Annotated in this window: 9 protein-coding genes; all 9 read right to left on the minus strand. The window is 50.0% G+C overall.

The genetic code is table 11. The annotated features are described in order from the left end of the window. Window positions 1-124 precede the first annotated feature (124 nt). The 9 genes from QZ367_RS09860 to QZ367_RS09900 all read right to left on the minus strand — a co-directional run bounded on the left by QZ367_RS09860 (window position 125) and on the right by QZ367_RS09900 (window position 11,928). Entirely contained in the window at window positions 125-1,561 is a 1,437-nt protein-coding gene (locus tag QZ367_RS09860; RefSeq protein ID WP_291940214.1) for a DUF4139 domain-containing protein, read from the minus strand. Window positions 1,562-1,965: 404 nt separating this feature from the next. After that, window positions 1,966-2,742: an ABC transporter ATP-binding protein gene (locus tag QZ367_RS09865; protein ID WP_291940216.1), complete on the minus strand. Its 777-nt coding sequence runs from the start codon at window positions 2,740-2,742 to the stop codon at window positions 1,966-1,968. After that, window positions 2,735-3,727 carry an iron ABC transporter permease gene (locus QZ367_RS09870; protein ID WP_005870856.1) on the minus strand — a complete coding sequence of 331 codons (993 nt, stop codon included), beginning with the start codon at window positions 3,725-3,727 and terminating at the stop codon, window positions 2,735-2,737. Before QZ367_RS09870 ends, QZ367_RS09865 begins: the two co-directional genes overlap by 8 nt. A gap of 861 nt (window positions 3,728-4,588) precedes the next feature. Continuing rightward, window positions 4,589-7,309, minus strand: a complete 2,721-nt coding sequence (locus QZ367_RS09875; RefSeq protein WP_291940219.1) for a carbon monoxide dehydrogenase — start codon at window positions 7,307-7,309, stop codon at window positions 4,589-4,591. Between the two features lie 216 nt (window positions 7,310-7,525). Next, window positions 7,526-8,224, minus strand: coding sequence for a nitrous oxide reductase accessory protein NosL (locus QZ367_RS09880; RefSeq protein ID WP_291940221.1), 699 nt, complete (start codon window positions 8,222-8,224; stop codon window positions 7,526-7,528). After that, complete coding sequence (locus QZ367_RS09885) at window positions 8,221-9,048, minus strand: ABC transporter permease subunit (RefSeq protein WP_291940222.1); 828 nt, start codon at window positions 9,046-9,048, stop codon at window positions 8,221-8,223. Before QZ367_RS09885 ends, QZ367_RS09880 begins: the two co-directional genes overlap by 4 nt. Before the next feature lie 666 nt (window positions 9,049-9,714). Beyond that, window positions 9,715-10,395 (minus strand): hypothetical protein, encoded by a 681-nt coding sequence (locus QZ367_RS09890; RefSeq protein WP_291940224.1) that lies wholly within the window; start codon window positions 10,393-10,395, stop codon window positions 9,715-9,717. Then, window positions 10,379-11,017 carry an ABC transporter ATP-binding protein gene (locus QZ367_RS09895; protein WP_291940226.1) on the minus strand — a complete coding sequence of 213 codons (639 nt, stop codon included), beginning with the start codon at window positions 11,015-11,017 and terminating at the stop codon, window positions 10,379-10,381. The genes QZ367_RS09890 and QZ367_RS09895 overlap by 17 nt, the downstream gene beginning before the upstream one ends. 8 nt (window positions 11,018-11,025) lie before the next feature. Next, the gene (locus tag QZ367_RS09900) at window positions 11,026-11,928 is read right to left on the minus strand and encodes a NapH/MauN family ferredoxin-type protein (RefSeq protein ID WP_291940228.1); all 903 of its coding nucleotides are present in this window, start codon (window positions 11,926-11,928) and stop codon (window positions 11,026-11,028) included. Between the last annotated feature and the right edge of the window lie 2 nt (window positions 11,929-11,930).

Consider the following 11,930-nt stretch of genomic DNA (forward strand, 5'->3'; position numbering starts at 1 on the left):
CGGTGCGGCGCCAAAAATTTCAGATAAGCTTTAAAGCCGCGCCTTAGTTTTAAGCTCGCAAAATTTAACCGCACCGCAAAAGCTACTTCGCTGCGCAAAATTTAACCGCGAGCGCCAAAGCTCTTTACTTCTTCGGCTTGCTTAGCTCGTAGCCGAAGCGGATCTTTTTACTCTCGCCCGGCTTTAGCTCAAAGTCCCAGCTAAGTAGTCCGTCCTTGCCGAGGCTGCTCTGCTCGGGCGAGTTTTTCAGCGCGACCTTTACGTCTTCATGCGTCGAAACGGGCGCTCGCTCTTGCAAAACCACGTTCCACGCGCGCTTGGAGCCGTTTTTGATCTCGTATTCCCAAGCCATGGAATTTTTGCTTTCGCCGCCGAAAAAGGAATTTTTCGTGAAGTTATTTGCCTGCTCTTTTTTGACTTCGATCAGACTATTTTTACCCAGATACGCCGTAGCCTCGGAGTTTGCGGCAAAGCCTAGATGCACGAGCCCGATCTGCACGCCGTCGAGCTTTATTAGCGTTTCGCTCTCCTCTATGCTTCTTTCGGGGCTAAATTTAGCCCGCACGTAGGCCGCCTCGCTGCCATAGCCGTCGATGAGCAGATCAAATTTTGCATTCAGGCTCTGCTTGTCGAAGCTAAACTCGCCCGCTTCGCCCGCCTTGAGGTTTACGCCGCTAATTTTCCACACCTTTGAGAGCGAGCTTTCGATATTCGAGCCCGTCCTTGCATACGACGATCTAGCCTCCGCCGCAGGCGCCCTCTGCATATCTGCCACCTCTAGCATCATATCCTTTTTATACGCCGCCGCGGGCGCCGGCTTTGCAGGTTCGCCCTCGTACCACGGATAAAAGGGCTGCGGCGCGGTCTGTGAGGAGTATTCGTAAGGATACAGCGCGATCGTCAAATTCGCTAGCTCCGCGTTTAGCGGATTTTGCACCGAGATCTTTTGCGTAACCTCGATCTTGCCGCCTGCAAGATCTGCCGAGAGCTCGTTGTGCGTGTAGGCGCTTACGTCAACGGGGTAGCTTATTTTTACAAAGCTCGGATCGCAGCCAAAGTTCGCGTTTAAGCGGCGCTCGTTTTTGATCCGGTATTTTGAAATTTTCTCTTTGAGCTTTCCGATCTGCTCGTCCGTCTTTGAAATTTCGCCCGCTACGAGCAGGACTTCGTCGTAAACTTTTTGCGAATCCGTCTTTAGGCTCGCCAAACTTCTATCTTTTAAGCTCGCAAAGTCGCTTAAAAAGCGCTGCTGCGCCTTAAGCGCGACCAGGCGGTCGTTTAGCTCGCGCAGGCTCTTTTCGTCCGCCTCTTTTTTGGCGAATTCCGCGTTTTTCACGGGCTCGATCTCTCCCAAAGACAATTCGCGCACTTCGCAAGAGCCCGCGATCTCGATGCTGCGGATATCCAAGTACTCCGGCACGTTCACGCTGAAGTTTGATTTTTGCGCGCCGAAGTTTTGGTACAAGAAGGCGGAGTTCGCGTAGATCTCAAGGCTATTTTCCTGCGCGCTTAAATTTACGGCAAGCGCCGCAGCTGCGCTTAAAAGCACTATTTTTTTCATTTTCGCTCCTTAAAAATTTTATGTATATTGTAACGATAAATTTTGATTTTTATGCTTAAAATTTAGAGCGAATTTTAAAATTCCGGCCTCGCCGCCCGCTTTGAAATTTTAAAATTTCGCCGCCGCAAAATCCCCGTCGCGGACGTTAAAATTTTACCGCCAATAGCGTTCATTAAGTCCTCTCACTCGCGCAGCCTAAGCGATAAAATTTTAAAATTTCGAAGCCTCTATTACAAGGACGAGCTTCGCTCATCCGCGAAGTCAAACCGATAAAAATGCAGGCGCTAGCCTGCCGTAACTTTAGCGGGGCGTGGGGCAGAGCCCCACTCGCAGGCTCGGACCTTCAAGGAAACATCAGCAGCGCCTTGCGCTTCGCTTGTTTTGTTCGAGCCGAGAAGTCAAGATCAAAACGGATACGTCAAGCAGCAGACGCGACCGACCTTTTCGTTGTAGCTGACGTCGAGCTTCAGATCGTATAGTTTGCTTAAAATTTCGCTTTTTATGATCTGCTCGGCCTTGCCGTATGCGACCTCGCCGCCGCCTTTTACGAGCGCGACGTATCCGCCCAAAAGCAGCGCGAAGTCCGGATTGTGCGTGGCCAAAACGACGGTGTAGCCGTTTTTGAGAAGCTCTTTTGTGGCGCGGAGAAATTTGTATTGGTTGGCAAAGTCTAACGCCGAGGTCGGCTCGTCGAAGATCACGATCTTCGGCTCGCTGCAAAGTGCGCGCGCGATGGATGCCATCTGCCTCTGGCCGCCGCTTAGGCGCGTGATGATCTTGTCTTTTAGGTGCCAAATTTCAAGCATTTTCATGTAGCGCTGCGCAAGCTTGTAGTCGTTTTCGCTCGGCTGCGAAAAGATCCCGATATGCGCCGTGCGCCCCATCAGGACGTATTCGAAGACGCTATAGTCGTACTCGCAGACCTCGCTTTGCGAGACGTAGCCGATGATTTCGGCGCGCCCTTTGGCGCTGAGGCTCGCCATATCCTTGCCGTCGATTGAAATTTTACCGCGCAGGGGCTCAAGCGTGCCGCTGATTAAATTTAAAAGCGTCGATTTTCCCGCGCCGTTTTGCCCCAAAATCGTCAGCATCGCGCCCGCTTCGAGGTTTAAGTTCACGTCGCGCAGCGTCAGAGGGGCGGATTTTGCGTAGCCGAAGTCTAAGCTCTCGATCTTAACCATTTAGCTTCCTTTTGTTTTTAAGTAGGATGAATATAAAAAATAGCGTGCCGATGAAGCCCGTAAGCACCCCCAGCGGGATCTCGCTTTGATTTATGCTGCGCGCTACGTCGTCTACGATGAGCACGAAGATCGCGCTTAAAAATATGCTCGCCGGGATCGCCTTGGTGTTGCTAACGCCCACGATCATGCGCGTTAGATGCGGCATCAAAAGCCCCACCCACGCGACTATGCCGCTGATACACACGCTACTTGCGGTTAGCAGCGTCGCGCAGACGATGATGATGCCCCGCTCCAGCACGACGTTTACGCCGAGCTTCGCTGCCGTCGCATCGCCCATGGATAGGACGTTTATGCGGTAGCTCATCAGCACCAAGATAGCGATACAAACCCCCATCACCGGCGCTATCATCGCCAGCACGGAGGGATCGACCTTCGCGAGGCTTCCTAGCTGCCAATACACGATGTCTGCAAGCTTCGTCTCGGGATCCGCCATAAATTTTAAAAACCCAATCAACGCGCCCATCAGACCGCTTACGATGATGCCGGCAAGCACAAGCATTATGGTGGCGCTCGAACGCAGCGCGCGCGTAATCAGAAGCGTAATGCAAACCGCCGCAAGCCCAAAAACGAAGGCGAAAAGCTGGATCAAAAGGATATTTAGATCAAGCAGGATCGCGATCGCCGCGCCTACGCAGGCTCCGGCGCTGACGCCTAAGAGATCTGGCGAGACGAGTTGGTTTTTAAAGACACCCTGATACGCCGTGCCGCTGATGCCCAGCGCCGCGCCCACGAGCACCGCGGCGATGATGCGCGGCAAGCGCACATCCATAACGACGTTGTGGACGTTTTGCGCTACTTCGCCGCCGCTAAGCGCTTTTAAAACCTCGGCGATGCTTAGGCCGAAGCGCCCTATACAAAGCGATATCGCAATCGTTGCAATCGTCGCCAGTATCAGCAGCAGGAGCATAAATTTAAAATTTTTCATACCTTCCCTTGCTTTAAATTTTATCTTTTGCCTTAAATTTAATCTTTGAAATTTCGCCTCGTTGAAACCTGTTTAAAATTCCGCCCTTCGGCTCGTAGGCGAAAGGCTTGCAGTAAAATTCCTTCGTGATGGCTCCAAGATCAATATTTCAGAAAAGATCCGGATGAAAATTTTAGCCGCCTACAAGATTTGTAGTGACGTCCTCGCGCCCGTGCAGTCCCAGCCGAAAATGTTTGCAGGCGCAGCATAGACGCGCTTTTGTCGCACCGCCTCAAGCTGCGAAACGCAGGACTTGACAGCAGCGCCTCCGCCTCGCACGACATTTTCTATCGATGATGACGCAGAGACTGCAGCGACTTTGATTTATACATCTAAATCCTTAAACAGATGTGGCATTTTAGCATATATCATATTAAATTTTTATGATTTTAGCTTTCATATACGCGAGCGAAATTTAATGGCGTGCAGCTCCGTGTAATAAGGCTTTTAGCAAAATTTAGCTTGCGGATTTCAGATGAGCGTCTACGAAATTTATGCTGAGATGGAATTTTAAAATTTCATCCGTTCGCGAAAGATAGACTTAAACCTGATGGCAGAATTTTGCCTGGCTAAATTTCGCCTATTTAGCAGCAGACAGCGCGCGGCGAAATTTTACGTAGGATTTTAAGATTTGATTTAGAATTCCGTAAACGGATACTGCGCGAAAATTTTCTCTTTATTAGGCCCCGGTTTTGCTAGCCACTTAGTCTTAGAATTTTATTAGCCGTTTGGATGCGGGATTTTATTTGCCCGCAAGAGGTTAAATTTTATCATGAAATTTCGCATCGTTTAAAATGCGATGCGAAATGAATCCGTCCGTTGCTACTGCCAGCCTAGGGATTTGCGTTTTAAGCGCATGTCGCTTACCATTTTTAGCGCAAGCGCGACCGGATCGGTATCTACGTGCATCACAGAGCCAAGCGCTCGCCTGGTGCCCTCTTTGAAAAAGTGTATGACATTTGCGGAGCCGTGGATTTGATACTCGACGCAGTGATATGAGTCGATGCCCATTAGACGGAATCCGAGCGAGGCATCGACGCCCTTTTCGTTCGCCCACTCGGGAGAAGTGAAGGCAAGCGGCAGCTCGTAGAGATTTTTGTCTAGCACCCCTGCGATACCTGCGAAAATTCCGCTGGAGCGAGTATTATCGATACACTCACCCACGTGCCAAACCGGCGGAAGCTCATCTTTTTCTAAAAATGCCCGCAGCGACGCGCCTGCTTTTTTATACGCGCTTTTTTGGCAAAAGCCCAGCTTCATTAGTGGGAACGACGCGCAGCCGTTGGTTAGGATTAGGACGTTATTTTCGATTAGGGTTTGTGCGACATCTATGATAGCGCGCTCATAAGGCACTTTAGGATTGGTGCAGCCGACCATATTTACGATGCCTAAAATTTCACCGCTTTTTAGCGCGTGCGCTAACGGCTCCATGCCGCCGTAGTGCTTATGGACGAATTCTACCGAAAAGCCAACTTCGGCCTCGACTTCATACGGCGGGATATATACCGGCAGTCCCTTGCGCTTTTCGTGAGATTGCAATGCGCGGTCTAGAATTTTACGCGCTAAATTCCTAGTCTCGGCGATATTGCTATGGTGATGATCGTAGCCTATATGCTCGGCTCCGGGAAGCCTAGCTGATGAGCTTGTGGTAACGACCTTGGTCTGGAAGCAGTTAGCCACGTCCATAATCGCAGGATAGACATCTTGGACATCGGCGACCCACAGATCAAGCGCGCCCGTGCCTATGACGAGTTCGGCAGTTACGGCGTTTGAGAGCGGCACAACGCCCCAGTTGCGATACATCGCCGATAGCCCAGAACAGCACACGCCGTAAAATGCGATCCCATGCGCGCCTATTGCGCGAGCCTTGTCTTGGTACTCCTTAGAATTTCCGATCTCCACTATTAGGCTTACTAATGTCGGCAGATGTCCGTGCACGGCGATATTGACCCAGCCTTTTTTGAGTGCGCCCATATTGCTTTTGGAAGTTACGCGATCTCCTACGCCAAATAGCGCATCCGTAGCGATATTCGCAGCTACTACGCCGGTGAATGTAAAAGCAAGCCCGCAGCGCAAAAGATGCTGCATCACGCTGCGCCAGTCTCCGTCCGTGCCTACACCCGTTCGGTGATACGCCTCAAAGACTTCGTTATACGCACTAATCGGCAAGATATCCAGCTTGCGCCATACCTCTTGACGCTCCTTGGGTGCGAGCGCAGTGATGGTTTTATACTCGCCGCTACTTTGCGAAAGATCTGTCAAAAGCGTATCGGCAAGCTCGATCGCTACCTCTTTTAACTCTCTGCCCTCAGTTGGAATTCCAAAGGCTTTGGCGGTATTGATGATTTTGTATTCGCCTATTATGGGCAGATCTAGCTTGCCCTGTGCCGCCCATTTTAGCGACAGCAGAAGCTCTCTGGCGTGCGCGCCGTGTTGAGCTACGCCGGCAGCTACTTGGCGCAGTAGGTTGCGCGATACGATGAGATCGGCGTCCGCACCGCAAGTGCCGCGATCGGCCTTTTTAGTAATTTTGCAAGGTCCCATATTGCAGATCCTACAGCATACTCCGGTAAGCCCATAGCTACACATAGGCATCTGTTTGTCGAAACGATCAAACGCCGTATCTACGCCGATCTGCTCCATCCTAAGCATCATTTCGCGCACGGCGGGATCAGGGGTTTTCTCAAGTACTTCTTGTTTTGTGGGGAAGGTCTTTTTGTATTCAAGCACCGCCTTCATATAATCCGCCGTAAATTCCGCCTCGTGAAAATGCTCGAAAAGATTGCCCTGCGCGTCTTTATGTGTGTGCGGACTAGCCTCTGCGGGCACTAAAACTTTTGGGATGCCGTGTTCGTCAAATCCGATAATCGCGCGATGAGAGTGGGGTTTGTGATCATGGTTATGTTTGTTGTGCTCGTGCGAGCTGATGGCGGAATCCTCGTCGTGCTCATGCGAAGACGCCGCAGAATTTGCGCCGTATTCGTGTAAATAGGCTGCGAGATTCTCTTCTTGATCGTGCGAGTGGGTCGCAAGATCTTCGTAGTGTAGATGCGAATGGATTGCGGAGCTATCGCTATGCTCGTGCGAGCAAGAGAAATGGTCTTTGCTGCTTGGGCTCTTCGCAGGATTTGAGATGGAATTTGTCAAAGAATCAGCCATGGAATTTGTTGTAGAGTTTATTGCGGATTTTTTAGCGTTGCCTGCGCTTTGAGTGCTTGAGTGCGCCGCAAAGTTCGTGCCTGAAGCAGAGCGTGTGCTATCATCGTAACTCGGTGCGGAATTTTTGGCTTCGCAATCGCACTCGTCGCAGGAATTCTCACCTGCGGCGCGATTTTTAGAAATTTTGTCGCGAGTAAGCGAGGCGGAAGTCGTAGAATTTGCGGTGGAATTTTTAGCAGTGCTTACACTTTTGTTGAAAACGGACGTGGAGGAGCTTTTGAGCGCATTTGCGGCGGAATTTTCTCCCGTATTCGCAGCAAAATTTTCATCCGTCGCAGCCTTTTTGCGTGAGTCTTTTTGTTTTGAGATTTTGTCGTTTGCCATGACGTCTCCTTAAAATTTATTTTAAAAATAAGCGAGAATGTAGAGCTCAATAAATATACTGAAAAACTACACTATTTAATTCTTATAGATAAAATTTAACGTGATTGTATTTTTTAATTGCTTTAAATTCCCTTAATAGCGCACTAAAATAAAAGATAAAATTTTATGAATAAAATATACTAAATAACTTAGTTTAAATTTTGCCGAGCGGCACGATCATCTTAGATAATCGATTAGCTTAGCGGAGATTTCGCGAAACTGCAAAATTTTATGCCCCTTTTTCTCGCGCATGAAGTCTTGCGCGTCGCGCAATCTTGCAAACGTGATAAGATCGTCGCCTCTGGCGCTTTGCAGCACGCTGCCGAAGACATAAAACGCGTCCTGCGCCCGCAAAATTTCGCCGCTTGCGTAATCGGTAACGTAAAGCTCCGCACTGCCGAAATTCGCGTCCGTAGAATTTGCCTCGCGGGAATTTGCGCTAGCGGAATTTGCCTCGCCTAAATTGCCGCTAACTGGATTTTTGCTCTCAGAATTCGCCCCCAAAGAATTTTCATTCTCAGAATTCATCTTTGCGGAAGCTCCGTTAAAATTTGCGCCCGAGCTCTCACCCTCGAAAAAATACGCAAACATCGCCTTGGGCGAAGCAAACGCGAGCGCGCTGCCGTCTTTAAGCCTTGCATAAGCGCGAAATTCGGGATGCGCGCTAGTATCGATGCCGTATTTGGCGCAGGTGAGATTTACGTCTTTTAGCCACGCAAGATCGCGCGCGGGTTTGGAATTTTGCGCCGAACCGAGACCAGTATTATCAGGCGCGCTTAAATTCTGCGCCGAGCTAGAGCTTTGCGTCGTGGAATTTTGTATCTCCGCTGCGCCGCAAAGCGCTATAAATGTCGCCAAAATGAGTGGAAATTTCACGCCAAATCCTTCGATCTAAAGATAAAATAGCCCAAAACGAGGCTCGCCGCGCCCAGCGCGATCGGATAGAGCAGCGAAAAGGCGATGAAAAGCCCGCGCCCGAAGTGATCTAGGATAAAATACGCCGTCGTGCCGATGACTGCAAGATCGGGATCAAATAGGCTGATAGCGGCGATGCGGAAGTCCTCCATCGGGTTTGCGAGAGCGATCGCAAAGATCAAATTTTCGTTCACGCCCGTTTTTGCGAGCAGTCCGATCAGCACGAGATCCAAAAACGCAAGGCAGAAAAGCCAGACGAAAAACGCAAGCCCAAGCCCCATCTCTTGGCTTTTTGAGACGGCGCAGATCAAAAAAGCGATCCCTAAAAACGCCGCACACAAGCTAAAAAGCAGCCCCGTATAAAGCAGGCAGATCGCCCACGGAATGCCCGTGCCTTTGATCGCGCCCCAAACGATCGCAAGCAGCAGCGACAAAAATATCGGCACGAACACTCCAAATAGCCTTCCCAGCGCCTTTCCGTAATAATACTGTGCCTGCGAGATCGGAAAGCTTAGCAGGTATTCTAAGATATTTAGGTCGCGATCTGCTAGGATCGCCTTGCTGGTGGTGACGAGCACGAAGACGGGCAGGATGATGATGCAGATCTGAATAAACAGCAGCAGCAGTCGCGAAAGCCCGCTGAAACCGAGCACGCGCGAATCGGTCACCCCCGTGATGAAAAACGCCGCCACGAGCCCGCTAAAGATCAGCAGATAGAGCAAAAACCAGCGCGAGCGGAAGGATTCTTTGATATCCAAAGCGGCGATGGTGAGTAAATTTTTCATTCTTTTCCTTTTATTTTATTGCGCCTCGGTGCGCTTTTAAATTTATATTTCTCGCGCGGCTTAAATGCACCGCCCGTCTTTAAATTTTAGCCTCGTTTTGCAGCGCGGATTTCGCGGCCTTAAATTTTGCCCGTCTAGCGTTTAAACAGGCGGCGAAATTTTATCCGCCGCCTGCGACTGCGGATCGCGCATAAATTTTAAATTTACGGCTTGCTTGTGGCGCTTGCAAACAGCGCGTCGTTCGCAGTCCGCTATCCGTCGTCCGCCGCAGTTTTAAAATTTAGCCGTTTGACGGGCCGCTTAAATTTCAATTCCGCAAAATTTCAAAGCCGGGCGTATCCCGCGGCATAAATTTTAAAATTCTAAAAATCCCGCATCGGCGAATTCTGCGCCGGATAAATTTTAAATTTACGGCGAAATTTTAAGCTAGCGCGTCCATGTAAATTTTAATTCGGCAGAACGAAATCTCGCGCCGTGCGTTAAATTTAGCTACGTTACAAGATAAAATTTTGCAGCCGTTTCCTAAGCCTAGCTTTGCCTCGTGCCGAAGTTGCAAAGTAAAATTTTATCTCGTCTGCTCTCGTTTACGGCGGCGCGATAAAATTTTACGCTTTAAATTTAGCGTAAAACGAAGCCGCTTAAAATTTCGTCTTAGCCAAAGCGTCCTTAATGCGCGTGCCCCGAATGCATATCGTGCGCCGTGCCGTTGCCCTCGTGCATCTGCCCCATATCGTGCGGTGAGCCTTGAGGATGTGCCGTGCTACCCGCATCGCCGCCGCCCATATCATGCTTAGGTTCGCTCATGCCGTGCTCTGCGGAGTGAGGGTCCTTCATGCCGCCCATATCGCCATGATCGTGCATACTTCCCATATTGCCGTGCGCATCGCGACCCATATCGCCCATTCCCATGCCGTGCGAGCCGCCGCCTGCCTTAAGTGCCGCGACTACTTGATCGAAGCTGAAGTCTTGCTTGCCCTCTTGTTTGTTTTTAAACGCGCCCCAGCCGAACGACATAGGGGTTTTAAAGCCCTTGTAAAAATGCGCCGTGCGTGCGTCGATAAACTCGCCGTTGCCGCTAGCGTCATTGATGTAAATTTTGGCGTCCTTTAGCCAGTTTAGTTTGTCGTTGGTAACCATAAAATCCACCAAGCAGCCGATGTCGTCAAAGTAGTGGTTTTTGCCGTCCACGCGCACATCGACGCTGAAGCGGTTGTCGCTGATCGCCATCTGGCAGTGCTCGCATACGTCTCTGTCGTAATGGACGTTGCCGTAGTCTTTCTCGTCGCCGCAGCCTAAAAACGTAAGCGCAACAAGTGCGCAAAGTAAAGCTTTAAACATTTTTGTCATCTACGATCCTCCCTAGATCCATTGAAATCATTCTTTTTACCAGCCCTCCCACTTCCTCGAGCCTATGCGAGATAAAGATCAAGCTTTTGTCTTTTGCGTGGTTGTGCAAAAGCGTCTTAAAACGCTCACGCGCGCTCGGATCGAGATTGGCGGTCGGTTCGTCGAAAATCATCGCCTTGCTAGCTCTGCCGAATGCTAGCGCAATTAAAAATTTTTGCTTCATACCGCCGGATAGCTTATGAAAAGGTTTGTTTAAATTTGAACTCAGATCAAGCTCCATTTCACTGCAGAATTTTACTATATCCGCTCTGCTTGCGTCTGCCGTACGCTCGGCGAAGTAGATGAGCTCATTTAGGCTCAGCTTAAGCGGCGGCGGAGTTTGCGGCACGAAGCTGATACCGCGTAGAGCGCGGCTGCGCTGCTTAAACGAATCAAATCCGTCGATAGCGACGCTGCCGCTTGTGGGTATGTATTCGCCCAAAATCGTCCGCATCAGTGAGCTTTTGCCCGCGCCGTTTTGCCCGACGAAAAGCACCTGCTCGCCATCATCGATATTTAGATTGATATCTTTTAAAACGAATTGATCTGCGAATTTCTTGCTTACGTTTTTAATCTCTATCATAGACTTCCTTAGATCATATCTTTTAGTTTATTGCCGATACTCAGTGCGTCTTGGTGACACACGTCGATACAGCGTCCGCATAGCGTGCAGTCGATCCCTTTTAGCATAAATTTGCTCTTATCGCCCAGGTTTTCGGATGCCTTTTTTTTGGTGATGTCTAGCACGTGCGAGACGAAGCAGACGTCTTGGCAAACGCCGCAGTGATCGCACCTGCTTTTATCCCAAGTAATCTTGCTAAGGCTAGCTTTCGCCGCAATCGAATAGGTGCTGCCTAGTGGGCATAGGTGCGTGCACCACATCCGTCTGCTAAAAAATACTTCGAGCAAAAACACAAAAACTATCCAAAGCCCCGCCAGCGAGAAGCCGTAGATGATGAGGCGCGATAAAATTCCAACTACGTTAAAAATTTCAAAAACGAGCAGATCGGTAATCGCGCTTAGCACCAAAAATACCGCCCAGATCGCATATCGCATACCGCGAGGCAGGGCGCGCTCCTTGATGACGTGCTTAGCGATTAGCGTATTATGCAGCTTCTCGCCGATCTCGCTAAGCGCTCCGTAAGGACAGATCCACGAGCAAAACGCCTTGCCGCCCGCGATGAAATAAAACAGCAAGATCGTGCCCGAGCCGATGAGCAAATTTATCGGCAGATCCTTGTGCGCGGCGATCACCTCAAGAGTGGCAAAGGGATCGGCTAGGTGAAAGCCAAGTATCCGCGAGCCGCTGATGTCGCCCTCTAAAATTTGAATATCGGCGCGAAAGGAAAGCACGAAAAGCAGATGCACCAAAAATACCGTGGCGTAGCGCAGCGCCCGAATACTGGGGCGCAGTTTGCCGCTTTTATTTTTAAGCGCGAAGGTCGAGAAAAAGCTCGTATTTTTGATCGTGCATCGCGAATTATATTTATCCAAGA

The sequence above is a fragment of the Campylobacter sp. genome, from assembly GCF_019423325.1.
GTDB lineage: Bacteria > Campylobacterota > Campylobacteria > Campylobacterales > Campylobacteraceae > Campylobacter_B.